The 22,734-nt window shown below is 71.3% G+C and carries 24 protein-coding genes; 10 read left to right on the top strand and 14 right to left on the bottom strand.

From position 1 onward, the window contains the following. Nucleotides 1-54 precede the first annotated feature (54 nt). Entirely contained in the window at nt 55-771 is a 717-nt protein-coding gene (gene serB, locus ASG53_RS13200; RefSeq protein WP_082544030.1) for a phosphoserine phosphatase SerB, read from the top strand. 184 nt (nt 772-955) lie between these two features. Here serB and ASG53_RS13205 read toward each other — a convergent pair whose 3' ends face one another. From ASG53_RS13205 to fabG, 3 genes are all read right to left on the bottom strand, one after another. Next, nucleotides 956-1,486, bottom strand: coding sequence for a SixA phosphatase family protein (locus tag ASG53_RS13205; RefSeq protein WP_235533924.1), 531 nt, complete (start codon nt 1,484-1,486; stop codon nt 956-958). Further along, on the bottom strand, nt 1,483-2,253 hold the full coding sequence (gene fabI / locus ASG53_RS13210; RefSeq protein ID WP_012867166.1) for an enoyl-ACP reductase FabI: 771 nt from the start codon (nt 2,251-2,253) through the stop codon (nt 1,483-1,485). Before fabI ends, ASG53_RS13205 begins: the two co-directional genes overlap by 4 nt. Nucleotides 2,254-2,322: 69 nt before the next feature. Further along, the gene (fabG, locus tag ASG53_RS13215; RefSeq protein ID WP_056133764.1) at nt 2,323-3,069 is read right to left on the bottom strand and encodes a 3-oxoacyl-ACP reductase FabG; all 747 of its coding nucleotides are present in this window, start codon (nt 3,067-3,069) and stop codon (nt 2,323-2,325) included. Nucleotides 3,070-3,346: 277 nt separating this feature from the next. On the opposite strand from fabG, the gene ASG53_RS13220 reads away from it, so the two are divergent. Genes ASG53_RS13220 through ASG53_RS13230 form a run of 3 tightly spaced genes read left to right on the top strand, consistent with a single transcriptional unit; the run spans nt 3,347 to nt 5,177 of the window. After that, a complete protein-coding gene (locus tag ASG53_RS13220) occupies nt 3,347-3,853 on the top strand; it encodes a DUF3099 domain-containing protein (protein WP_056133767.1) in 507 nt (168 codons plus the stop codon). Next, entirely contained in the window at nt 3,850-4,095 is a 246-nt protein-coding gene (locus tag ASG53_RS13225) for a hypothetical protein (protein WP_056133770.1), read from the top strand. The genes ASG53_RS13220 and ASG53_RS13225 overlap by 4 nt, the downstream gene beginning before the upstream one ends. Next, on the top strand, nt 4,092-5,177 hold the full coding sequence (locus ASG53_RS13230; protein ID WP_235533925.1) for an SURF1 family cytochrome oxidase biogenesis protein: 1,086 nt from the start codon (nt 4,092-4,094) through the stop codon (nt 5,175-5,177). The genes ASG53_RS13225 and ASG53_RS13230 overlap by 4 nt, the downstream gene beginning before the upstream one ends. Nucleotides 5,178-5,206: 29 nt before the next feature. Here ASG53_RS13230 and ASG53_RS13235 read toward each other — a convergent pair whose 3' ends face one another. Both ASG53_RS13235 and ASG53_RS13240 read right to left on the bottom strand, forming a co-directional pair. Then, on the bottom strand, nt 5,207-7,273 hold the full coding sequence (locus ASG53_RS13235; RefSeq protein ID WP_056133772.1) for a DEAD/DEAH box helicase: 2,067 nt from the start codon (nt 7,271-7,273) through the stop codon (nt 5,207-5,209). Nucleotides 7,274-7,544: 271 nt separating this feature from the next. Then, nucleotides 7,545-9,143, bottom strand: coding sequence for an ABC-F family ATP-binding cassette domain-containing protein (locus ASG53_RS13240; protein ID WP_056133775.1), 1,599 nt, complete (start codon nt 9,141-9,143; stop codon nt 7,545-7,547). 243 nt (nt 9,144-9,386) lie between these two features. Between ASG53_RS13240 and ASG53_RS13245 the strand changes: the two genes are divergently transcribed. From ASG53_RS13245 to ASG53_RS13255, 3 genes are all read left to right on the top strand, one after another. Then, nucleotides 9,387-10,061, top strand: coding sequence for a biotin transporter BioY (locus tag ASG53_RS13245; protein WP_056133777.1), 675 nt, complete (start codon nt 9,387-9,389; stop codon nt 10,059-10,061). A 125-nt stretch (nt 10,062-10,186) separates the two neighbouring features. Further along, complete coding sequence (locus ASG53_RS13250) at nt 10,187-10,849, top strand: energy-coupling factor ABC transporter ATP-binding protein (RefSeq protein WP_056134346.1); 663 nt, start codon at nt 10,187-10,189, stop codon at nt 10,847-10,849. After that, nucleotides 10,846-11,625 carry an energy-coupling factor transporter transmembrane component T family protein gene (locus ASG53_RS13255; RefSeq protein ID WP_156382790.1) on the top strand — a complete coding sequence of 260 codons (780 nt, stop codon included), beginning with the start codon at nt 10,846-10,848 and terminating at the stop codon, nt 11,623-11,625. Before ASG53_RS13250 ends, ASG53_RS13255 begins: the two co-directional genes overlap by 4 nt. A 106-nt stretch (nt 11,626-11,731) precedes the next feature. Here the strand turns inward: ASG53_RS13255 and ASG53_RS13260 are convergent, their stop codons facing one another. Then, nucleotides 11,732-12,715, bottom strand: coding sequence for a nuclease-related domain-containing protein (locus ASG53_RS13260; protein ID WP_162246151.1), 984 nt, complete (start codon nt 12,713-12,715; stop codon nt 11,732-11,734). A gap of 172 nt (nt 12,716-12,887) precedes the next feature. Here ASG53_RS13260 and ASG53_RS13265 point away from each other — a divergent pair, with 172 nt between their 5' ends. Further along, nucleotides 12,888-13,517 (top strand): DUF402 domain-containing protein, encoded by a 630-nt coding sequence (locus tag ASG53_RS13265; protein WP_082544033.1) that lies wholly within the window; start codon nt 12,888-12,890, stop codon nt 13,515-13,517. 170 nt (nt 13,518-13,687) lie between these two features. Here ASG53_RS13265 and ASG53_RS13270 read toward each other — a convergent pair whose 3' ends face one another. The 8 genes from ASG53_RS13270 to ASG53_RS13305 all read right to left on the bottom strand — a co-directional run bounded on the left by ASG53_RS13270 (nt 13,688) and on the right by ASG53_RS13305 (nt 20,722). Continuing rightward, a complete protein-coding gene (locus ASG53_RS13270; RefSeq protein ID WP_012867177.1) occupies nt 13,688-14,053 on the bottom strand; it encodes a metal-sulfur cluster assembly factor in 366 nt (121 codons plus the stop codon). Nucleotides 14,054-14,107: 54 nt separating this feature from the next. Next, nucleotides 14,108-14,632 carry a Fe-S cluster assembly sulfur transfer protein SufU gene (gene sufU / locus ASG53_RS13275; RefSeq protein WP_056133786.1) on the bottom strand — a complete coding sequence of 175 codons (525 nt, stop codon included), beginning with the start codon at nt 14,630-14,632 and terminating at the stop codon, nt 14,108-14,110. Nucleotides 14,633-14,645: 13 nt separating this feature from the next. Then, on the bottom strand, nt 14,646-15,953 hold the full coding sequence (locus ASG53_RS13280; protein WP_056133789.1) for a SufS family cysteine desulfurase: 1,308 nt from the start codon (nt 15,951-15,953) through the stop codon (nt 14,646-14,648). Nucleotides 15,954-16,057: 104 nt separating this feature from the next. Further along, nucleotides 16,058-16,819, bottom strand: coding sequence for a Fe-S cluster assembly ATPase SufC (gene sufC / locus ASG53_RS13285; RefSeq protein ID WP_056133792.1), 762 nt, complete (start codon nt 16,817-16,819; stop codon nt 16,058-16,060). Nucleotides 16,820-16,831: 12 nt separating this feature from the next. Further along, on the bottom strand, nt 16,832-17,173 hold the full coding sequence (locus ASG53_RS13290; protein WP_056133796.1) for a non-heme iron oxygenase ferredoxin subunit: 342 nt from the start codon (nt 17,171-17,173) through the stop codon (nt 16,832-16,834). Beyond that, complete coding sequence (gene sufD, locus ASG53_RS13295; protein WP_056133799.1) at nt 17,170-18,426, bottom strand: Fe-S cluster assembly protein SufD; 1,257 nt, start codon at nt 18,424-18,426, stop codon at nt 17,170-17,172. The genes ASG53_RS13290 and sufD overlap by 4 nt, the downstream gene beginning before the upstream one ends. Continuing rightward, a complete protein-coding gene (gene sufB, locus ASG53_RS13300; protein ID WP_012867183.1) occupies nt 18,426-19,874 on the bottom strand; it encodes a Fe-S cluster assembly protein SufB in 1,449 nt (482 codons plus the stop codon). The genes sufD and sufB overlap by 1 nt, the downstream gene beginning before the upstream one ends. After that, on the bottom strand, nt 19,871-20,722 hold the full coding sequence (locus ASG53_RS13305; protein WP_056133800.1) for a helix-turn-helix transcriptional regulator: 852 nt from the start codon (nt 20,720-20,722) through the stop codon (nt 19,871-19,873). The genes sufB and ASG53_RS13305 overlap by 4 nt, the downstream gene beginning before the upstream one ends. Nucleotides 20,723-20,968: 246 nt before the next feature. Here ASG53_RS13305 and ASG53_RS13310 point away from each other — a divergent pair, with 246 nt between their 5' ends. Both ASG53_RS13310 and ASG53_RS13315 read left to right on the top strand, forming a co-directional pair. After that, entirely contained in the window at nt 20,969-21,883 is a 915-nt protein-coding gene (locus tag ASG53_RS13310) for an ABC transporter ATP-binding protein (protein ID WP_056133803.1), read from the top strand. Next, nucleotides 21,880-22,680 (top strand): ABC transporter permease, encoded by an 801-nt coding sequence (locus ASG53_RS13315; protein WP_056133806.1) that lies wholly within the window; start codon nt 21,880-21,882, stop codon nt 22,678-22,680. Before ASG53_RS13310 ends, ASG53_RS13315 begins: the two co-directional genes overlap by 4 nt. The last annotated feature ends 54 nt before the right edge of the window (nt 22,681-22,734 follow it).

Below are 22,734 nucleotides of genomic sequence, written 5' to 3' on the forward strand. Positions count from 1 at the left end.
CCGCTGTGCGGGCGCGGCTCTCGTGCGTCGTGAGGCTGCGCCTAGGCTGGCCCGGTGACCGAGACGCCAGCACCTGACGCCCAGCCCGCTGTCCCCGCCGCCACGGCAGCCACCCAGCCCAAGGGGGCAGGCACTGGCCCGCGCCGGCTCGTCGTGATGGACGTCGACTCGACGCTCATCTCCCAAGAGGTCATCGAGCTCATCGCCGCGCACGCGGGTACCGAGGCTCAGGTTGCCGCGGTGACCGAGCGCGCGATGCGGGGCGAGCTGGACTTCGCGGAGTCGCTGCGCGAGCGTGTCGCGACCTTGGCAGGGGTGCCGGTGTCAGCGCTGGACGAGGTCCGTCGACGGACCACCTTCACACCCGGTGCCCGCGAGCTCGTTGCGGAGTGCCACCGGCGCGGATGGGTGGTCGCCCTCGTCTCGGGCGGCTTCACCGAGGTCGTCGCGCCGCTCGCCGCAGAGCTGGGCATCACGCTCTTCCGGGCGAACCACCTCGAGGTGACGGACGGTGTGCTCACCGGCCGGACCGCCGGCCAGGTGGTCGATCGCGCCTACAAGGCGCAGACCCTCCGCGAGATCGCCGCGGAGGAGGGCATCGCGATCGAGCACACGGTGGCGATCGGCGACGGTGCCAACGACCTCGACATGATCGGGGCGGCCGGGATCGGCATCGCCTTCGCCGCTAAGCCTGTGGTGCGGGAGCAGGCTCCGTACTCCGTCGACGGTCCCCGCCTGGACGCCGTGCTGGAGATCATCGACGCGGTCTGAAGGCCGACACCGGTGGGCGACCGGACGAGCCGACCGCAGGGCCTTCTCCTGTGCGGGCCGTCCGTCGCTGGCTCCCCGAGCACACGCGGGCTGCCCGCGTACCAGACGGCCCCGGCGAGGCGCCGCGGGAGCGACGCCCGGCCGGGGCTGTCTCAGACCGTCAGACGGCCGGCACGAGAGACGTTCAGTCCTTCGGACGGACCAGCCGCAGCAGCGTGCTGGTCTTGCGTCCCCACGCGTCCCACGGCTCCTCGGACTCCAGCACGGAGTACGAGGCTGTCGGGACCCCGACCTGCACCTGCCGCAGTGCTGCCGACTCCGAGCCGGGGCCGGCGAGGTGCTCAGCGACCGAGGACATGATCGGCTCGTGGCCGACCACGAGGACCGTGCGGACGCGCTCGTCGACGGCTCCGACGAGGGCCAGCACCTGCGCGACGTCCGCCGTGTAGAGGTCCGGCGTCACTGTCACGTCAGGCTCGACGTCCCCGAGTCCGGGACGGACGAGGTCCCAGGTCTGACGCGTCCGGACGGCGTCCGAGCACAGCACGACCTCGGGGGCGATCTCGGCCTCCGCGAGGGAGCGCCCGACTGCGGACGCCTGCGACCGGCCCGAGAGGGCGAGGGAGCGCAGGACGTCCGGCACGGTGCCGCCAGGCTCTGCCTTCGCGTGGCGCAGCAGGACCAGGCGGCGGACCGTGGGGGTGGACAAGGTCACAGACCCATCGCGTGCACGCCACCGTCGACGTGGACGATCTCACCGGTGGTCGCGGGGAACCAGTCCGAGAGCAGGGCGGCGACGGCGCGGGCCGTCGGCTCCGGGTTCGTCTGGTCCCAGCCGAGGGGGGCGCGCTCGGGCCAGCCGCCCTCCATCTTCTCGAATCCGGGGATGGACTTGGCCGCGGTGGTGCGGATCGGTCCGGCCGAGACGAGGTTGACGCGGATGTTGTCTGCGCCGAGGTCGCGGGCGAGGTAGCGCGAGGTCGACTCGAAGGCCGCCTTGGCGACACCCATCCAGTCGTAGACGGGCCACGCGAAGCTGCCGTCGAAGGTCAGACCGACGATGGACCCGCCACCGTTGGTCATGAGGGGCTTCGCGGCGACGGCGAGGGACTTGAGCGAGAAGGCCGAGACCTCGAGGGCCGTCGCGACGTCCTTCCACTCACCGCTGAGGAAGTTGCCGCCCATGACGGACTGCGGTGCGAAGCCGATCGAGTGGACGACACCGTCGATGTGGTCGACGTGCTCGCGCACGTTGCCCTCGAGCGCGGCGAGGTGCTCGTCGTCGGTGACGTCGAGCTCGACGACAGGCGCAGCCTCGGGGAGGCGCTTGGCGATCGCCTGGGTGAGGCGGAACTGGCGGCCGAAGGACGTCAGGACGACCTGCGCGCCTTCCTGCTGCGCCAGGCGCGCGACGTGGAACGCGATCGAGTGGTCCGTGAGGACGCCTGTGACGAGCAGCTTCTTACCTTCGAGCAGGCCCATGCCTGATCCTTCCGACGGAGGGGGTGGTGCGAGGAGGGGGGTGCGAGGAGACGGACAGCCAGCCTCGGATCAGTGACCCATGCCGAGGCCACCGTCGACGGGGATGACGGCGCCGCTGATGTAGCCGGCGTCGGGTGAGGCGAGGAAGAAGACGGCACCGGCGACCTCGGACGGCTCGGCGAAGCGGCCGGCCGGGATGGACGCCTTGTAGGTCTTCTGGCGCTCTTCGGGGAGCTCGGCGGTCATCGCGGTGTTGATGAAGCCCGGGGCGACGACGTTCGCGGTGATGTTGCGCGAGCCGATCTCACGGGTGATCGAGCGGGCCATGCCGACCAGCGCCGCCTTGGACGCGGCGTAGTTGACCTGACCGGCGCCGCCGAAGAGGCCGATGACCGAGGAGACCAGGACGATGCGCCCTCGGCGCATCTTGATCATGCCCTTGGACGCCCGGCGCACGCAGCGGAACGTCCCCGTGAGGTTGACGTCGACGACGCTCTCGAACTCGTCGTCGGTCATGCGCATGAGCAGCTGGTCGCGGGTGATGCCTGCGTTGGCCACGAGCACCTCGACGGGGCCGAGCTCGGCCTCGATGGCCGTGAAGGCGGCGTCGACCGCGGCGGTGTCGCTGATGTCGGCGACAGCGCCGAAGACGCCCTCGGGCAGGTCTCCGCTGCGGTAGATGGTCGCCACGCGGTCGCCCTCGGCGACGAAGCGCTCTGCGATCGCGCGGCCGATGCCGCGGTTCGCACCGGTCACCAGGACCACCCGTGGCGTGTGTCCCGCCGTCTCAGCCGTCGCTGTCTCAGCCGCTGCCACAGGTCCTCCTGGAGATCGTTCGTCTGGTGGGTCGTGCTGACCGGTCCGCGGGTGCGGTGAGCCGGTCTCTGGGCCCGCACGATGCGGACCCTGCGTCAGAACGGTAGCCGACACGAGGTCGCCCAGGCGCGCAGGAATCCTCAGGTCGGCGGGTCAGCACTAGTGGGAACCCTACAGAGTGTGGGGGTCCTGTGCTGGTCGGACACGGCTTCCACTGTGCGTCACCGACAAAGATCGTGAGGGGCGTCACGAGCCCTCCGCGCGTAAACTCGAGGGCGTGAAGACTCCTGGCACCCGCGGGCGCTCCGAGCACCGCGACGAGGTGCACCGGATCACGAACGCCGCCGACTCCCTCAGGCAAGACCAGTCCCGACGCGCCAAGCGGTACCTGCTCCAGATGGGCATCCGCCTGGCGTGCTTCGCCGGTGCGTTCTTCGCCGACGGGTGGCTGATGTGGGCTCTGCTGGCCGGCGCAGTCCTGCTCCCCTACGTGGCTGTCGTCAGCGCCAACGAGACGAGGGTCAAGGGGCAGGAGACCCAGGGTCCGCTCATGGAGTACTACCAGCTGCCGTCCGCGGAGGGCGCGACGGGGCCCTACGGTCCGGCGTCCTCGCGGCCGACGACCGAGGACCCGCCCGTCTACGTCCACGTGATGGACCCCGAGGGGCCGGGCGACGGCCCGCAGTCACGCCCGACGTCAGGTTCGGGCGAAGATGGAGGGTCGACCACCCCGCCGGCCGACGACGCTCCCCCGGCAGCCCAGCACGACGAGAGGCACCCATGATCGACCTGCTCGGCCTCGCCGACCCCATCTCCGACGACCTCGTGTGCAGCGGCAAGGGCTGCCGCGCCGAGGCCCGGTGGGGTCTGCTGTGGAACAACCCGAAGATCCACGCCCCTGAGCGCCGCAAGGTGTGGCTCGCGTGCGACGACCACCGCGAGCACCTCGAGACCTTCCTCGACGCACGCGGGTTCCGCCACGGCACGGTCCCGGTCACCGACCTCGAGCAGCAGCCGGCACAGTGACCGACGCACCGTCCCCTGCCCCCGGGGCGCCCCGCGAGACGCAGACGCCCGACGAGGCGACCGCCGCCCAGCGCGCCGAGGCGACCACCGCGCAGCGCACCGCGGAGGCACCAGCACCCGAGGCCGCAGCGCCGCACGTCCAGCTGCGGACCCCTCGGCAGTGGGTCGCCCTCGCCCTCGGCGTCGCCGTGCTGTTCACAGGGTGTGTGCTCGCCGGGCGGTGGCAGTGGAACCGGCACGTCGACCGCGACGCGCAGATCGCGGTCATCGAGGCCAACTACGCCTCCGACCCCGTCCCGATCGACGAGCTGCTCGACGGCCCCGGCGACGTGGTGCCGGCCTCCGACGTCTGGCGACGTGTCACGGTCTCGGGGACCTACGAGGCCGACAAGACCGTCCTGCTCCGCAACCGCCCTGTTGAGAGCCAGGCGGCCTTCCACGTGCTGGTGCCCTTCGTCACGGACGAGGGCACTGTCATCGTGGTGAACCGCGGGTGGATCCCCTACGGCTCGAACAGCTCGACCCCTGACGCGCTGCCTGCTCCCCCGGGAGGCGAGGTCGAGCTGACGCTCCGCCTGCGCGCCGACGAGCCGGCAGCGGACAACGGTGCGCCTCCAGGTCAGGTGCAGGCGATCAACACGTCCCAGGTGCTCGCTGCCGGGCCTGACGGAGCAGCCTGGGCCGACGGACGCACGTATGGGGGCTACGGGGCCCTCGCGGCCGAGGACGGCCGGCCCGCCGAAGGGCTCGCGACCCTGCCCGTCCCGGACACAGACCCGCGGTCCCACCTGTCGTACGCCTTCCAGTGGTGGGTCTTCGCCGTGGGCGGTGTCGCAGGCTTCGTCGTGCTGATCCGTCGCGAGCGCCGAGACGCGACCATCGAGGCCCTCGGCGACCTCCCGCACCCCTTCGCCGCGCTCGGCGACGCTGATGGGGCTCGCGACGGCGACGGCCCGCTCGACGGGCCCTCCTCGACCGTCGGGCCGCACACCGGCCGCTCGAGCCGGCCAGGGCGTCGCGGCGGACGTCAGAGCGCCGAAGAGATCGAAGACGCCCTCATCGACTCGAGCTCGACCCGCTGACCCAGCTGTCCTGCTGACCTGCTGCGAGGTCAGACCAGCTCAGGCGGCCGGAGCGCGTCGGTCAGCTGGCCGACGAGCGTCTCGAGCTGGACGGACGTCGCCGAGGTGACGTCCTCATCGCTCGCCCCGTCGAGGGCCCGGGCAGCCAGCCCGGACTTGCTGTCGATGAGCTCGGCGATCCTCGAGTCGATCGTCTGCGCCGCGATGATCCGCCACGCCGTGACAGGCTCGGCCTGCCCGATGCGGTGGATGCGGTCGATCGCCTGCGTCTGCTCGGCGTAGGTCCACGAGAGCTCGGCCAGCACGAGGTTCGAGGCCACCTGGAGGTTGAGGCCCACGCCTGCGGCTGTCAGGGAGCAGACGACGATCTGCACGTCGGGGTCCTCGACGAAGGCGGTGATGTTCTTCTCCCGCACCTTCGTCGTCTGGTCTCCACGGATCGAGGCGTAGCGGATGCCGCGCTCGGCGAAGAGCTGCTCGGCCTGGTCCATGACGTCCACGTGCTTGGCGAAGAACACCACCTTGCCGACGTTGCGGGCGAGCTGCGCGGCGTAGTCGGCCGCCGGGCCCGCCTTGGCCTGGCCGATCCGACGGACCATCGTGAAGACGTTCTCGCCGCCGGCCTTCGAGGTCGAGTCCTTGAGCTCGGCCGCCGCGACCCGGCGGACGAGCTCGTGGTCGATCCCGTCGATCTCGTCGACGACCGAGCCCCCGGTCCGCAGCTCCAGGGCAGTGGTGTAGCGCTGGACGAGCCGAGCGGTCAGGGCCGCCTCGGCCGCGCGGATCGACCGTCCTGCTGCTCCGTCGAGCTCGACGGGCAGGTCAGCGACCCGGCGGGCCGGGATGTCGGCCACCACGTCGATCTTGCGGCGGCGCACGATCCCCATGTCGATGACGCTGGCACGCGCGGCAGCCGAGAACCCGGGGTCGGCCGGGGTGAGCCCGGTGTCCTCGAGAGCGTCTGCGAGCGCGCCGAGCGGTCCCTTGGCGTCGATCCAGCCGAGCAGCTGCCAGATCGCCCGGAAGTCTTCGATGTCGTTGATCAGCGGTGTCCCGGTCAGCGCCATGAGCAGCGGCCGGGCGACGCGGGTCCGGATCCGGTCGGAGAGCGCGAGCACGTGCTGGGACCGCTGGGAGGTCTTGTTCTTGATGAGGTGGGCCTCGTCGACGACCATCCCGCGGAACCCCAGGTCGCCGAGCCACCCGACGTGCCTGTCCAAGATCTCGTAGTTGACGATCACCACGTCGGCGAAGCCGTCCATCTGGTCGCCGTCTCCGTGGACCACCGTCGAGCGGCGCGAAGGCGTCCACAGGGCCACCTCGCGCGCCCAGTTCGCCTTGACGACGTTGGGCACCACGACCAGGAGCGGGTAGGCGTCAGCGGCCTGGGCGGCGAGCAGGGCCTGGGCCGTCTTGCCGAGCCCGGGCTCGTCGGCGAGCAAGAAGGTCCGGTGCCCGCGAGCCGCAGCGGTGACGACCTGCGCCTGGTGCGGCATGAGGTCGCGGCCGCTCGGGACCGGCACCGGGCGCGGGTCGGGCAGCGCCATGCAGGCCGGGGCGCCGGTGGCTGCCTTCTCGAAGGACCTGAAGAGCGGCTCGAGCAGCTCCCAGCCGGCGAGCCTGCGGGCACGCGGCGCGGAGCGCTGGGCAGCCGCCTCGAAGTCCGGGGCCAAGAAGGGGTTCGCCATCTGGCGGGAGACGACAGACCGGGGCACCACCTGGGGCGACGAGCTGAAGGTCGGCGTCGTAGGGGCCACGGGCGTCGGGTCCTCGGACGGCTCCGGGGGCTCGAGACCACCCGCACGCATCACCTTCGCCTTGAGCGCCCGGGCCGCGTCGGAGACCCTCGCGTCGTCGGCGAGCAGGGCGAGCAACGAGGTGTCCCGAGCAGCGGTCTTCGCGAGCATCGTCGCGACACCGTCGAGGCGCTTGAGCTCCTCGGCGCGCTTGGACGTCGTCAGGCTGTCGTCCGCCTTGACCCTGGCGCGCTCTTCACGCACGAGGAGGGCGACGACCTGGAACTTGGTGCGCACCGCCGGGCTCGACGGCGGTCGCTTCACGGCAGCGTCGACGTCGCGGGCGACCTCGACGAGCACCTCGACGATCCCCTGCGGGGTCCGGCGCGGGGCACGGCGGCGCTGAGCGCCGGACGCCCCCTGAGCCGCCTTCGCGCCCCGGGGGCTCTTCGCCCCTCGGGCGCTCTTCGCGCCCTGGCCGCCGGAGGCTCCCTGGCCGCCCTTCGCGCCTGAGGTGCCCTTCGCGTCCTGCGCACGCCCAGATCGTCTCTGGCCTTGTCCTGCCACTTCTACTCCTTCTCGGTCGCCGCACACCAGCTGCGGCGCGGCGTGAGCACGGACGTGCGGACCGCTACGCGAGCTCGATGAGCTCCGCGTAGGAGTCGTTCCAGTGGTCTTCGTCGCCGTCGGGCAGCAGCAAGACCCGCTCGGGCGAGAGCGCCTCGACGGCGCCGTGGTCGTGGGTGACCATGACGACCGCTCCCTCGTACGTCTTGAGGGCTCCGAGGATCTCGGCGCGGGACGCAGGGTCGAGGTTGTTGGTGGGCTCGTCGAGCAGAAGCACGTTAGCACCCGAGACGACGATCGTCGCGAGCGCGAGACGCGTCTTCTCACCACCGGAGAGCACGTTGGTGCGCTTCTCGGCGTCGTCCCCGGAGAACAGGAAGGAGCCGAGCACGGAGCGGACCTCGGTGTCGCTGAGGTTCGGGGCGCTGTGGCGCAGGTTCTCCAGGACCGTCGCGTCGAGGTCGAGGGTGTCGTGCTCCTGCGCGTAGTACCCGAGCTTGAGGCCGTGGCCCGGGTTGACCGCGCCGCTGTCGGACTCCTCGACTCCCGCGAGGATGCGCAGCAGCGTCGTCTTCCCGGCACCGTTGAGGCCGAGGATCACGACGCGTGAACCACGGTCGATCGCGAGGTCGACCCCTGTGAACACCTCCTGCGAGCCGTAGGCCTTGCTCAGGCCCGAGGCCGTGAGCGGCGTCCTGCCGCAGGGGGCCGGGGTCGGGAAGCGGAGCTTGGCCACGCGGTCGCTCACGCGCTCGCCCTCGAGGGAGGACAGCATGCGCTCGGCGCGGCGGATCATGTTCTGCGCGGCGACGGCCTTGGTGGCCTTCGCGCGCATCTTCTCGGCCTGGACGAGCAGCACGCCGGCCTTCTTCTCGGCGTTGGCGCGCTCGCGACGGCGGCGACGCTCGTCGGTCTCGCGCTGCTCGAGGTAGGCGTCCCAGCCGAGGCTGTACTGGTCCATCTCGCCGCGGTTGGCGTCCAGGTGGAACACCTTGTTGACGGTGGCCCGCATGAGCTCGGTGTCGTGGCTGATGACGATGAATCCGCCGGCGTAGGACTTGAGGTACTCGCGCAGCCACATGATCGAGTCGGCGTCGAGGTGGTTGGTGGGCTCGTCGAGCAGGAGTGTCCCGACACCCGAGAAAAGGATGCGGGCGAGCTCCACGCGGCGGCGCTGACCACCCGAGAGCGTGCCGAGCTTCTGCTCCAGGACACGCTCTGAGAGCCCGAGGTTCGAGGCGATCCGCTCGGCCTCGCTCTCGGCGGCGTACCCGCCGGCCGCTGTGAAGCGCTCTTCGAGGCCGGGGTAGCGGTCCATGGCCGCCGTCTGGGTCTCCTCGTCGGCCGAGGCCATCTCGCCCTCGGTGTCGCGCATCTGGCGGACGAGCTTGTCGAGGCTGCGCGCGGAGAGCACGCGGTCCATCGCGATCATCTCCATGTCGCCGGACTTGGAGTCCTGCGGCAGGTAGCCGATGTCACCGGTGCGGGTGATCTGGCCGCCCGAGGGCAGCGTCTCTCCAGCGAGGGTCTTGGTGAGGGTCGTCTTGCCGGCACCGTTGCGGCCGACCAGCCCGATCCTGTCGCCAGGTGCGATGCGGAAGGTCGCCTCTTCGAGGAGCACACGGGCTCCGACTCGAAGCTCGACGGCATGGGCAGAGATCACAGGTAGTCCTCCGTAGGATGCCCACAAGACCTGGGGCCAGACTTGGGGGCGGGCACAAACGCCACCGATTCTATCGGTGGATAGGCTTCCGAGGGCACCCGATATCGCTGCGGGCCTACCCGCGGAGCCCCTCTGGGGCAGCCGACGGCCACCACGCCCGCTCTCCGCGAGGCTGTGGGCGGATGCTGGGCCAGCCGGCGGGCGAGGAGTTCGCTGCATCACACCTGCGACCACGAGGTTCCGATGACCGGCACGACGACAGGTTCGACTGGCTCGACAGACGCCTCAGACCCGACGGGCGCGCAGCCCGCCAGGCTCGGCGAGCGCCGAGACCTCACGAGGTCGACGACAGCGACCGACGTCGCCCTGGTCGCGACCTTCGCCGCCCTGCTCGCGGTCTGCTCGATCCTCCCGGCGATCACCGTCGGTGTCGTGCCGGTGCCGATCACCCTGCAGACCTTCGCGGTGCTGCTGTGCGGCGCGGTCCTGGGACCGTGGCGCGGGCTGCTCGCGGTCCTGCTGTACTTCGCGGTCGGGGTCGCCGGGGTGCCCGTGTTCTCGATGGGGGTCTCGGGCCTCGTCATCTTCACAGGGGTCTCGGCCGGGTACGCCGTCTCCTTCCCGCTCGCCGCGGTGGTCGTCGGGCTGCTGGTGAGGCTGGTGCCCGCGCGGGCCGGTCAGACGCTGCGCAGCGTTCTCGTGATGCTCGCCTGCGCTGTCGCGACGGCTGCCGTGGTCTACCCGCTCGGCATCGCCGGGATGATGTGGCGCGCCGACCTCTCCTTCGGTGCCGCCTTCACGGCGAACGCAGCCTTCGTCCCCGCGGACCTCGTCAAGTGCGTCGCCGTCGGTGTCGTCGCGACGGCCGTCCTGCGTGCCTTCCCGACGCTCGCCCCCGTGAGCCGGCGACGCGGGTGATCGAGCTCGACGCGGTCTCGGTCGCCGTCCCCGCGAGCGCGAGCACCCCTGCCGCCTCGCCAGGTGCGGAGCCCACGAGCGCGCGGCGACGCTGGGGCCGTGCCGACCATGGCACCCCTGGCGAGATCACGATCCTGCACCCGACGACCCTGACCCTCACCGAGCGGTCGGTCGCAGTGATCGGGGCGAACGGCTCGGGGAAGTCGACGCTCGCGCGCCTCCTCAACGGGCTGATCCTGCCGACCCGCGGGTACGTGCGGGTGCACGGGCTCGACACGTACGACGACGGGCGCGCCGTGCGCAGGATGGTCGGCTTCGTGTTCTCCGACGCCGAGGCCCAGCTGGTGATGCCGACCCCCCGTGAAGACGTCGCGCTGTCGGTCCGCCGGACGGGACTGGAACGTTCTCTCCGGGCACAGAGGGTCGAGGAGGTGCTCGGTGCTGTCGGTCTGGCGCACCTCGCCGACGTCAGCGTGCACGCGCTCTCCGGCGGTCAGAAGCAGCTGCTCGCCCTGGCCGGGGTGCTCGCGACCGAGCCGCGCGTCCTCGTCTGCGACGAGCCGACCACGCTGCTCGACCTGCGGTGGCGTACCCACGTGACGGCTCTGCTGGGACGCCTCGAGCAGCAGGTGGTCCACGTGACCCACGACCTCGACGCCGCGCTGCTCGCCGACAGGGTGCTGGTCGTCGACCACGGGCGGGTCGTGGCCGACGGTGCACCGGAGGAGGCCGTCGCGACGTACCGCGGGCTCATGGCGACCCGGGTCGGCACGACGGACGAGCCGTGACGGCGGAGTTCGGGTCGGCGAGGTCTACCTCGGAGCAGTCCCCCTCGGAGCAGTCGGGCTCGGCGCAGCCCCTCTCAGCGCAGTCCCCCTCGACGCCGTCCCCGTCGACACAGCCGCCCCGGCGCCGGCCCGCTCGCGCGCGCTGGACAGGTCCGCTCGGCCTCTACACGCCGGGCAGCACCTGGCTGCACAGGCTGAGCCCCGGGTACAAGATCGCCGCTCTCGCCGCTCTCTCGGTCGTCCTGACCGTGTGGCGGACCCCCGCCGTCGGGCTCAGCGCCCTGGGCGTCGCGGTGGTCCTGCTGCTCGCCACGGGCGCTCCCCTGCGCCAGACCTCCCGCGCGCTGCTCCCCGTCGTGGTCGTGGGTGTGGTGCTCGGGGTGTTCCAGTGGTGGTCTCGCGACCTCTCGGCAGCCCTCGCGGTCACCGGGACGCTGCTCGCGCTGGTCGTGCTGGCCACAGTGGTGACGGTGACCTCCCCCGCTGACAGGGTCCTCGACACAGTCGTCAGGGCAGCGGGGCCGCTGCGACGGGTCGGCGTCTCCCCCGAGGTCGTGGGGCTCACCGTCACCCTGATGCTCCGTTCGGTCCCGCTGCTCGTCGAGCTCGCATGGGAGGTGCGTGACGCCGCCCGCGCTCGTGGGCTCGAACGCTCACCCAGGGCCTATCTCGTGCCCTTCGTGCTCCGGACCGTCGCGCGTGCGCACCGCACGGGCGACGCCCTCGCCGCCCGCGGGATCCTCGACGGTGAGGACCCCGACGAAGAACCTCGCTGACCGTCGGTCAGGGTTGCTCGGTGGTCAGCGCTGGTCGGTGGTCACGCTGGTCGGCGGTCAGGCTGGCCGGTGGTCAGGCTGGCCGGTGGTCAAGGCTGGCCGGTGGTCAAGGCTGCTCGGTGGGCTGCTGGGTCGGGACCTCCGGCACGACCAGCGAGCCGAGGACAGGTCCGACGGTCTCCGCCAACCACGGCAGGCTGTACGGGAGCGAGAGGACCAGGGCGATCCCGAGCGTGAGCCGCAGGAGCAACGGCCCGACCCGCTGACGCTTCCCCCGTCGGGTGCTCGTCGGCGCGGACGTCCTCGTGCGCGGCCCCTGCTGACGCACAGTGCTGGTCGCCCGTGAGCGGCCAGGAACCCGGCGCGGAGCCACGGGAGTGGTCACCGTGAAGCCCGCCCTCGCGAGGGTCTGCGTGGCGAGGTCCGCCGACGTCAGGACCTCGGGTGACCTCGGCCCGCCCAGGTCGGACGCGAGGAACCGCGCCACGTCGGCGACCTCGTAGGCGGTCAGTCGCACGGGCAAGGAGACCAGGTGCGCGGCGAGGCCCGATCGTCCGACCACCGTCGTCTGCCCGAGGACCACCGGCTCGACGTCTTGCGCGACGAGGCACAGCACAGGGACGACGGCGCTACGGTGCATCGCCGCGACGCGCGACGCCACGGCCGAGGTCGCCGTGGCAGCCGAGGTGGTCTCCCGCTCGCGCGAGTAGCCGTTCTGCCGCAGCACGCCGTCCCGGACGACGACGTCGCCCGTCCAGTTCTTCGCGTCGATCACGACGATGCCACCGGGGCCTACGGCGATGTGGTCGATGTTCGCCTTCGGGCGGCCCGGCCAGTGGACGTCGTGGAGTGCGACCCAGCCGTACCGCTCGAGGAACCCGAGGGCCTGCGCGACGAGCCGTTCCCCCTCGGCGCCCTGGGAGTACGTCCGCAGCCGCCTCTCTGCCTGCCGGAGCTGCTCGTCGACCGCTGCGTCGGCGCCGTGGCCCATCGCCTGGTCGTGGCGCAGTCGAGCGGCCCGTCTCGAGGCACGCGAGGCCAGCTCTTCGGCCCCTGCTCCGGGCAGGTTGGTGTCGTGATGTTCCCCCATGACGAGAGCATCGGCAGGCGGCACGCTCGACCTGAGCCTTCCGGCGCAGGTCGCCGGGTGGCGGGGAACGGGGCGCACAGGCGTCGGGGGCACGGGCAGCGCGGGGCCCACCATCAACCCCCGTCAGTGGCACGCAGCACGTCACACCTCCCCCGGCGCATATCCTGCGCTGATGCTCCCGACAGACGACGCGACGCCTCACACCCGCGAGCCGTCCCCGGCCCCGCGACACCCAGACCGTGCTGGCACCGACGTCCGGGCTGACCTAGTCCCGGGGGACCCCGTCCCGGTCCGCTGGACCAAGTGGCCCGGGACCGAGCACTGGGAGCACGAGTGCGTCTGGCTCGGCTCGGACGAGCACGGCGACTGGCTCGGGCAGCGTCCGGGCACGAGATCGTGGCGTCCTGGCCGCAGCTTCGAGGCCGAGACCGCCACCGTCGTGCTCGTCCCGCCCGGCGGAGACTGGGCTGCGACGTTCTACGCTCCGGGCCACGCCGCCGGCCTGGAGGTCTACATCGACCTGGGGCACTCCGTCGGCTGGTCGCCGGACGCTCCGGCGACGGTCGTCGGGATCGACATGGACCTGGACGTCGTCCGCGACCCGGTCCGGGGGACCTGGGTCGACGACGAGGACGAGCTCGAGGAGCACGCGGCGCTGTGGGGCTACCCGCCCGAGGTCGTCACGCATCTCGAGGCCGTCGCGAGCACGCTGCGAGACGAGGTGGAAGAGCACTGCGCTCCCTTCGACGACGCGACCCCGACCCGGTGGTTGACCCTCCTCGGGCGCACGGCGACCGCCTGACCACAGGCCGCCCTCAGCCCGCCGGTCCGCCAGACCGGCGCTCTGCCAGGCCGCCGGACCGCCGCTCGCCCAGCCCGCCGAGACCCGCGCCCGCGCGAACGAAGGCCCGGCACCCTGATGGGTACCGGGCCTTCAGAGTCAGGCTGCAGGCCGCAGCCGCGTCGCTCGGGTCAGACGTTGAAGCCGAGGGCGCGGAGCTGGTCCTTGCCGTCCTGGGTGATCTTCTCGGGGCCCCACGGCGGCATCCAGACCCAGTTGATCCGGAAGCCGTCGACGAGGCCCTCGAGGGCCTGGCCGGCCTGGTCCTCGATGACGTCGGTCAGGGGGCAAGCCGCTGACGTGAGCGTCATGTCGATGACGGCGTGGTGGTTCTGGTCCAGGGCGATGCCGTAGATCAGGCCGAGGTCGACGACGTTGATGCCGAGCTCGGGGTCGATGACGTCCCGGAGCCCCTCTTCGACGTCGGCGACGTTGACCGGGGCCCCGGCCGTGGCCGGTGCACCCTGCGGGGTGTCGTTCGCGGTGTCGCTGCTCATGTCAGCTGCTCTCCTCGGAAGGTGGGTACGGGTGGGTCGTGCAGACGTTCGTGGTCACACGTGCTCGTGCTCGTGGGTGGTCGACGCTGTGGCGGTCGGCGCATCCTCGAGCACGCCCGAGGTCGCCAGGGTGTCGCGCAGCGCGGACCAGCCGAGCAGGGCGCACTTGATGCGGGCCGGGAACTGCGAGACGCCCGTGAAGGCTGCTGCGTCGCCGAGCTCGTCCTCGCGGGCCTCGTCGAGGCCCTTGCCGCGCGAGCCCATGAGGTCGCGGAACACCGACCCGAGGTGCTCGGTGGTCGCGACGTCCTGGCCGGTGACGAGGTCGGTCAGCACCGACAGCGAGGCCTGCGAGATGCTGCAGCCCTGGCCCTCCCAGCTGATCGACTCGACGACCCGGCGGCCGTCCTCGGTCTCGGTGAACTGGGCACGCAGGGTGACCTCGTCACCGCAGGTCGGGTTCACCTGGTGCGACTCGCTCGCGAAGGCAGCGGTGAGGTCGACCAGACCCCGGCCGTGCGGCTTCTTCGAGTGGTCGAGGATCACCTGCTGGTACAGCTGCTCCATGGGGCTGCTCATGACACACGTCCTCTCATAGTCCGAAGAACGCTCGGACGGTACCCAACGATTCCCGGAAGGCCACGACCTCGTCGACGGTCGTGTAGACCGACGCCGACGCACGGGCCGAGGCCGCGACGCCGAAGCGCCTGTGCAGAGGCTGCGCGCAGTGGTGGCCGACCCGCACGGCGATGCCTGCGTCGTCGAGCACCTGGCCGACGTCGTGGGCGTGGACGCCGTCGACGACGAAGGACACCGCGGCGAGCCTGTCGACGGTGTCGAGCGGACCGAGCACGCGGACACCGGGGATCTCGGAGATCTTCAGCATCTCGGCGGCGAGCTCAGACTCGTGGGCCGCGACGGCCCCCATGCCGAGGTCACCGAGGTACTGCGCGGCGGCACCCATGGCGACGGCCTGCGCGACCATCATGGTGCCGGCCTCGAAGCGCTGCGGCGGCGGCGCGTAGGTGGTCTCGGTCATCGTGACGACCTCGACCATCGATCCACCCGTGGTGACGGGCGGCATGTCGGCCAGCAGCTCGCGGCGGCCGTAGAGCGCACCGACCCCTGTCGGCCCGAGCATCTTGTGCCCGGAGAAGGCCGCGAAGTCCACGCCGAGGGCGTGGAGGTCCACGGGCAGGTTCGGGACGCTCTGGCAGGCGTCGAGGACCGTCAGGGCCCCGACCTCACGGGCCCGCGCCACGAAGGCGGAGACGTCCGTGATCGCACCGGTGACGTTCGAGGCGTGCGTGAAGGCCAGCACCCGGGTGCGGTCGGTGACCACCGTCGCGAGCTGGTCCAGACGCAGACGGCCGTCGTCGTCGACCTCGATCCAGCGGACCACGGCGCCCGTACGGGCGGCGAGCTCCTGCCACGGCACGAGGTTCGCGTGGTGCTCGGACTCCGTCACGACGATCTCGTCGCCCGGGGCGAGCGCGAAGCGGCGTGCGGCCGCTCCCCCGCGCCCAGCGGTCGCGTTGGAGATCGCGTAGGCGACGAGGTTGATCGCGGCCGTCGCGTTGGACGTCCACACGATCTCGTCCTCGTCGACCCCGACGAAGCCGGCGACCTGAGCGCGGGCTTCCTCGAAGGCCAGCGTCGCCTCTTCGGCGAGCTGGTGGGCTCCGCGGTGCACGGCGGCGTTGCGCTGGAGGTAGAAGTCCTGCTCGGCGTCGAGCACCGGGTCGGGCTTCTGGGACGTCGCCCCCGAGTCGAGGTAGACGAGCGGACGACCACCGCGGAGCGTGCGGCTCAGCAGCGGGAAGTCAGCACGGACAGCGGCCAGCTCGGCAGCGCTCAGCGACGCGTGGGTGGTGGCACCCGACAGGTCTGTCGCGGTCATGGTCCCTCGATTCGGTCGTGGTGGTGGGCTGCGCCGTGCAGCCCGCCACGGGGCTCGTCGGGCGACCCCGCAGGGTCGCCCGACGACATCGGGTCAGAGGAGGGTCAGGCCGTCGCGCTCGTGAGGAAGCGGTCGTAGCCCTCGTTCTCGAGGCGGTCGGCGAGCTCGGGGCCGCCCTCTTCGGCGATGCGTCCGTCGACGAACACGTGGACGAAGTCCGGCGTGATGTAGCGCAGGATGCGGGTGTAGTGCGTGATGAGCAGGAACCCGGTGTCGGTGTTCCCCTTCACGCGGTTGACACCCTCGGAGACGATGCGCAGCGCGTCGACGTCGAGGCCGGAGTCGGTCTCGTCGAGGATCGCGAACTTCGGCTTGAGGAGCTCCATCTGCAGGATCTCGTGGCGCTTCTTCTCACCGCCGGAGAAGCCCTCGTTGACGTTGCGCTCGGCGAAGGCGGGGTCCATGCGCAGGGCCTCCATCGCACCCTTGACGTCCTTGATCCACGTGCGGAGCGCGGGCGCCTCGCCGTCGATCGCGGTCTTCGCGGTCCGCAGGAAGTTCGACACCGAGACACCGGGGACCTCGACGGGGTACTGCATGGCCAGGAAGAGGCCGGCACGGGCGCGCTCGTCGACGCTCATCGCGAGGACGTCGTGGCCGTCGAGCGAGACGGAACCGGAGGTCACCTGGTACTTGGGGTGGCCCGCGAGGGAGTAGGCGAGGGTCGACTTGCCGGAGCCGTTGGGGCCCATGATGGCGTGCGTCTTGCCGGAGTCGATCGTGAGGTCGACACCGCGCAGGATCGGCTTGGGGCCTTCCTTGGTCTCGACGCTGACGTGCAGGTCCTTGATCTCGAGCGTTGACATGTTCGGGTTCTCCTAGGAAAAGGTCAGGGGTGCGTCGACGTCGACGAGCACACGCTCGCCGTCGATCGTCACGGGGTACACGGGCACGGGGCGGGTGGCGGGCAGCGCGGTCGGAGCACCGGTCCGCAGGTCGAAGGTCGACCCGTGGAGCCAGCACTCGATGAGGCAGCCCTCGACCTCGCCGTCGGACAGCGACACAGCTCCGTGGGAGCAGATGTCCGAGATGGCGTGGAGCTCTCCGTCAGAGTCGCGGACGATCGCGACGTCGACGGTGCCGGACGCCCCCTCGAGCTCGACCTTGAGGGCCGACTCGGGGGGCACGTCCTGGCTCAGGCAGGCGAGCTGGGCGCTCATGCGCCCACCGTCGGCTGTCCGCCCTCGATCACGCTCATCGACTTCGACAGCTCGGCCTCGATCGAGTCGAGCAGACGCTGCTCGACCGACTCGACACCGATCGCCTGGATGAGCTCGGCGAAGAAGCCGCGCACCACGAGACGACGCGCGTCGGCCTCGGGGATACCACGAGCCTGCAGGTAGAACAGCTGCTCGTCGTCGAAGCGGCCCGTGGCGCTCGCGTGGCCGGCACCCTCGATGAGACCTGTCTCGATCTCGAGGTTGGGGACCGAGTCGGCGCGCGCGCCGTCGGAGAGCACGAGGTTGCGGTTGAGCTCGTAGGTGTCGGTGCCCTCGGCCTCGGCACGGATGAGCACGTCGCCGACCCACACCGTGTGGGCACCGGCGCCCTGGAGCGCGCCCTTGTAGGTGACCCGCGACTTGCAGCTCGGGACCGCGTGGTCCACGAACAGGCGGTGCTCCTGGTGCTGGTCGGCGTCGGCGAAGTACAGGCCGACCATCTCGACCTCGCCGCCCTCGGCCGTGAACTCGGCGTCGGGGGTGACCCTGACGACGTCGCCGCCGAAGGTGACGACGATGTGCTTGACCTTGGCGTCGCGGCCCAGACGGATGCGGTGCGACGACGCGTGCACAGCGCCCTCGGACCAGTCCTGGACGCTCACGAGCGTGAGGTGCGCGCCGTCGTCGACGACGACCTCGACGGTCTCGGTCAGGGTCGCGCGGCCGATGTGGTCGAGGACGACCACGGACTCGCTCAACGCTCCGGCGTGCACGAGCAGGTGGCTCGCGCTCGGGGTGTCGTCGATGCCCTCGACGCGGATCGAGGTGACCTCGGAGACGACGGCCTGTGCCGGGATCGACACGACCGTGGCCTCCTCGACCGAGGCCCAGGCGGTGACCGCGGTGCGGTCGCCCGGGACACCGGCACGGCCGAGACGCTCGTCGTCACGCGGGACGATCTGCACCTCGACCTCGGGGGCCTCGACGACGGTCGTGCGGACGCCGCGCGAGCTGAGGCCGGTCTCGAACAGGGGCGCGAGACGGGAGACCGGCGAGAAGCGCCACTCCTCCTCGCGGCCCGTCGGGACCGTGATGACCTCGGGGTCGAAGGACGTCACGCGCTCGGCGCGCGAGCCCTGCGGTGTGCCGCCGACCCCGTGCGTGTGCGCGCCCTCGACGGCGGCACGGCTGTGGTCCGTGCTCAGGCCGTCGACCGTGGCGTCGGGGGTGGTGGACTCTGTCTGGGTGGTCATCAGCCGACGGACCCTTCCATCTGCAGCTCGATGAGGCGGTTGAGCTCGAGGGCGTACTCCATGGGGAGCTCGCGCGCGATGGGCTCGACGAACCCGCGCACGATCATCGCCATGGCCTCGGTCTCGGCCATGCCTCGGGACATGAGGTAGAACAGCTGGTCCTCGCTCACCCGCGAGACCGTGGCCTCGTGACCCATCGACACGTCGTCCTCGCGGACGTCGACGTAGGGGTAGGTGTCGGAGCGGGAGATCTGGTCGACGAGCAGCGCGTCGCACAGGACCGTCGAGGCCGAGTGCTCGGCACCCTCGAGGACCTGGACCAGACCGCGGTACGAGGTCCGGCCGCCACCGCGGGCGACAGACTTCGAGACGATCGAGGAGGAGGTGTGGGGGGCGGCGTGCACCATCTTGGCGCCGGCGTCCTGGTGCTGGCCCTCACCCGCGAAGGCGATGGACAGCGTCTCGCCACGGGCGTGCTCGCCCATGAGGTAGATGGCCGGGTACTTCATGGTCACCTTGGAGCCGATGTTGCCGTCGACCCACTCCATGGTCGCGCCCTCGGCGGCCGTGGCGCGCTTGGTCACGAGGTTGTACACGTTGTTCGACCAGTTCTGGATGGTCGTGTAGCGCACGCGGGCGTTCTTCTTGACGATGATCTCGACCACGGCCGAGTGCAGCGAGTCCGACTTGTAGATCGGCGCCGTGCAGCCCTCGACGTAGTGCACGTAGGAGCCCTCGTCGGCGATGATCAGCGTCCGCTCGAACTGACCCATGTTCTCGGTGTTGATGCGGAAGTACGCCTGGAGCGGGATCTCGACGTGGACGCCCGGGGGGACGTAGACGAAGGAGCCGCCGGACCAGACCGCGGTGTTGAGCGCGGCGAACTTGTTGTCGCCCGCGGGGATGACCGAGCCGAAGTACTGCTCGAAGATCTCCGGGTGCTCGCGCAGACCGGTGTCGGTGTCGAGGAAGATGACGCCCTGCTCCTCCAGGTCCTCGCGGATCTGGTGGTAGACGACCTCGGACTCGTACTGGGCCGCGACACCGGAGACGAGGCGCTGCTTCTCAGCCTCGGGGATGCCGAGCTTGTCGTACGTCGCCTTGATGTCGGCCGGCAGGTCTTCCCAGCTGGTGGCCTGCTTCTCGGTCGAGCGGACGAAGTACTTGATGTTGTCGAAGTCGATGCCCGAGAGGTCGGAGCCCCAGTTCGGCATGGGCTTCTTCTCGAAGAGCTTGAGCGACTTGAGACGGAGCTTGAGCATCCACTCGGGCTCGTTCTTCAGCGCGGAGATGTTGCGGACGACGTCTTCGTCCACGCCGCGGCGGGCGAGTGCGCCGGCGGCGTCGGAGTCGTGCCAGCCGTAGCCGTACGACCCGATCGAGGCGATGATCTCCTCGTCGCTCTGCGTCTGCGGAGCGTTCGCGGTGTCTTGCGTGGGGGCGCTCATCTTGTTCCTTCCATGGGCCGTCGGATCACGGTGGGTTCGGGGGTGTCGGAGAAGTCTTCGGGGCTGGCTGGGCCAGCAGCGTCGGTGCCCGTGGGGCCCGGTGGTTCGGGGACCCCGGGCCGGGCGGATCTCGTCCGCGGCATCGGCACGTGCACGGGCACGTTGGTCGTGCAGACGTGACCGCCGTTGGCGAGGGTCACGAGGCGCTGGGTGTGCGAGCCCAGGAGGCGCGAGAAGACCTGCGCCTCGGCGTCGCACAGCTGGGGGAACTGGGCCGCGACGTGCGCGACAGGGCAGTGCCCCTGGCAGAGCTGGACCGTCGAGGTGCCCTCGACGGGGCGGACCGACGCTGCGAAGCCGTCGGCCGAGAGCGCGTCCGCGAGCTGGCGGACCCGGCCGTCGACGTCGTCGGCCGTCACGACAGCGGAGTAGCGTTTCTCGAGCTCGAGCATCCGGGCCTGGGCGAACTCCTCGACAGCGCCGTCCCCGGCGATCTCTGCGAGGAACCGCAGGGCCTGGCTCGCGATGTCGGGGTACTCCCCCGAGATCTCGGCGTGGGCGCGGTCGGTCGCGACGTAGGACCGCGCGGGACGTCCGCGCCCACCCGTCGGACGACCGACGTGGACCGCGACCAGGCCGTCGTCCTCGAGGCAGCCCAGGTGGCGGCGGATGCCGGCCGCGCTGAGGTCGAGCATCCGGGCGAGGGCCGCGGCGGTCACCGGCCCGTCGGAGAGGACGTGCTGGAGGACCCGGGCCCGGGTGGTCGACTCGTGGTCGACACCCTCGGCGGGACGGGGCGCGGCGAGACGGGCGGACGTGGCGTGCGGCGCGCGGGGCGTGATGGTCATGCTCGTCCTCCTCGTGCTCTCGTCGGTGCTGGGTCGGCCTGTCGTGACGACTGGTCGTGGTTCCTGCGACGGGTGTCGAGCAGGGGCGCGTCAGCTCGCGCACTTTAGACAACATACTTATGGGCTAAATGCATTCCCGCAAGCAAGGAGAGCCTCACCTGGGCCGATGCAGCCGTGACGGCGAGCACACCTGCACCGCACGCAGACGCCGGTCGCTGCCACCGGCGCCCACTAGACTCATCGATCGTGCCCTCCAACCCCGCAGTCGAGATCACCGGCCTCGTCAAGAGGTACGACGGCCGAGAGATCGTCCGCAGCCTCGACCTCACCGCCCACCACGGCCAGGTGACCGCCGTGCTCGGTCCCAACGGCGCCGGCAAGACGACGACGATCGAGTGCTGCGAGGGACTGCGCCTGCCCGACGCCGGTACCGTGCGCGTCCTCGGCCTCGACCCTGTCGCCGACAGCCACGAGCTGCGGCCCCGGGTGGGGGTCATGCTCCAGGACGGCGGTCTGCCGACCTCGGTCCGTGCCCTCGAGATGCTCCGGCACGTCTCCGCGATGTACGCCGAGCCCTGGGACGTCGACGACCTCGTCGAACGCCTCGGGCTGGCCAGCTTCGCCACGACCACCGTGCGACGCCTCTCGGGCGGTCAGCGCCAGCGGTTGGCCCTCGCGGCTGCGCTCGTCGGCCGACCCGAGCTCGTGTTCCTCGACGAGCCGAGCGCCGGCATGGACCCGCAGAGCCGGCACGCCGTCTGGGCGCTCGTCCGCGCGCTGCGCGACCAGGGCGTGAGCATCGTCCTCACCACACACCTCATGGACGAGGCCGAAGAGCTCGCCGACCGTGTCGTGATCGTGGACCACGGGCAGGTGATCGCCGAGGGTGCCCCCGCCGAGCTCGTCACCGGTTCCGGCGGCGGTCTCACCTTCGCCACGACGGCCGGGCTCGAGACGCTCTCGCTCGCGAGCGCCCTCGGGGCCGGCGTGCGCGAGACAGCACCCGGCAGCTACGCGGTCTCCGGCGCGGTCACCCCCGCGACCCTCGTCTCCCTGACCCGTTGGTGCGCCGACAGGTCTCACCTGCTCACCCGCGTCTCGACAGGGCGCCGCACGCTCGAAGACGTGTTCCTCGACCTCACCGGACGGAGCCTGCGATGAGCACGACACCCCAGGACGCTGCCGCGCGCCCCGTCCCCGCGCCGAGCACAGCCGGAGCGGCGTCGGTCGGCCGCCGTCTCGTCGCGCAGTCGACCTTCGAGGCCCGCGCGATCCTGCGCAACGGCGAACAGCTCATGGTGACGATCCTGCTGCCTGTCATGGCGCTGATCGGCCTCACCCAGACCTCGATCGTCGAGATCGACACCGGCGACGCGTCGCGCATCGACTTCATGACGCCAGGTGTCATCGCGCTCGCCGTGATGAGCGCCGCCTTCACCTCGCAGTCCATCGCGACCGCCTTCGACCGCCGCAACGGCGTGCTGCGCCTCATGGCCACCACACCGCTCGGGCGCGGCGGCCTCCTCACCTCGAAGATCGTCGGCGTCCTCGCTGTCGAGGCCGTCCAGATCGCCGTGATCAGCGTGGTCGCGGTGGTGCTGGGCTGGCGACCCGACCCTGCTGGCATCCCGCTCGCGCTGGTCGCCGTGCTGCTCGGGACGGCGGCCTTCACCTCGCTCGCGCTGCTGCTCGCCGGGACGCTGCGTGCTGAAGGGGTGCTCGCCGTCGCGAACATCGTCCTCGTGCTGCTCGTCGTCCTCGGGGCTGTCCTCACCTCGGCCGACCAGCTCCCCGGGGCGCTTCGCCACGTGGCGCTGATCCTCCCGTCAGGGGCCCTGGGCGAGGCCGTGCGCGGGGCCTTCCTGGACGGCTCGATCCCTGCCTTCTCGATCGTCGTGCTCTTCGGCTGGACCGCGGCCCTCGGCTGGGGTGCTGGGAAGCTCTTCCGCTGGAGCTGAGCGACCCCGGGCCGGGGCCCGGGCCCGGGCCCGGGCCCGGGCCCGGGCCGATCT

The sequence above is a fragment of the Sanguibacter sp. Leaf3 genome, assembly GCF_001425965.1.
Lineage (GTDB): Bacteria > Actinomycetota > Actinomycetes > Actinomycetales > Cellulomonadaceae > Sanguibacter > Sanguibacter inulinus.

What these genes read in the sequence shown, in the direction of transcription:
- fabI (WP_012867166.1), bottom strand. Translation starts at nt 2,253, where the DNA reads ATGGGCCTGCTCGAAGGTAAGAAGCTGCTCGTCACAGGCGTCCTCACG.
- ASG53_RS13225 (WP_056133770.1), top strand. Translation starts at nt 3,850, where the DNA reads ATGATCGACCTGCTCGGCCTCGCCGACCCCATCTCCGACGACCTCGTG.
- ASG53_RS13245 (WP_056133777.1), top strand. Translation starts at nt 9,387, where the DNA reads ATGACCGGCACGACGACAGGTTCGACTGGCTCGACAGACGCCTCAGAC.
- ASG53_RS13260 (WP_162246151.1), bottom strand. Translation starts at nt 12,715, where the DNA reads ATGGGGGAACATCACGACACCAACCTGCCCGGAGCAGGGGCCGAAGAG.
- ASG53_RS13265 (WP_082544033.1), top strand. Translation starts at nt 12,888, where the DNA reads ATGCTCCCGACAGACGACGCGACGCCTCACACCCGCGAGCCGTCCCCG.
- ASG53_RS13270 (WP_012867177.1), bottom strand. Translation starts at nt 14,053, where the DNA reads ATGAGCAGCGACACCGCGAACGACACCCCGCAGGGTGCACCGGCCACG.
- sufU (WP_056133786.1), bottom strand. Translation starts at nt 14,632, where the DNA reads ATGAGCAGCCCCATGGAGCAGCTGTACCAGCAGGTGATCCTCGACCAC.
- ASG53_RS13280 (WP_056133789.1), bottom strand. Translation starts at nt 15,953, where the DNA reads ATGACCGCGACAGACCTGTCGGGTGCCACCACCCACGCGTCGCTGAGC.
- sufC (WP_056133792.1), bottom strand. Translation starts at nt 16,819, where the DNA reads ATGTCAACGCTCGAGATCAAGGACCTGCACGTCAGCGTCGAGACCAAG.
- ASG53_RS13290 (WP_056133796.1), bottom strand. Translation starts at nt 17,173, where the DNA reads ATGAGCGCCCAGCTCGCCTGCCTGAGCCAGGACGTGCCCCCCGAGTCG.
- sufD (WP_056133799.1), bottom strand. Translation starts at nt 18,426, where the DNA reads ATGACCACCCAGACAGAGTCCACCACCCCCGACGCCACGGTCGACGGC.
- sufB (WP_012867183.1), bottom strand. Translation starts at nt 19,874, where the DNA reads ATGAGCGCCCCCACGCAAGACACCGCGAACGCTCCGCAGACGCAGAGC.
- ASG53_RS13305 (WP_056133800.1), bottom strand. Translation starts at nt 20,722, where the DNA reads ATGACCATCACGCCCCGCGCGCCGCACGCCACGTCCGCCCGTCTCGCC.
- ASG53_RS13315 (WP_056133806.1), top strand. Translation starts at nt 21,880, where the DNA reads ATGAGCACGACACCCCAGGACGCTGCCGCGCGCCCCGTCCCCGCGCCG.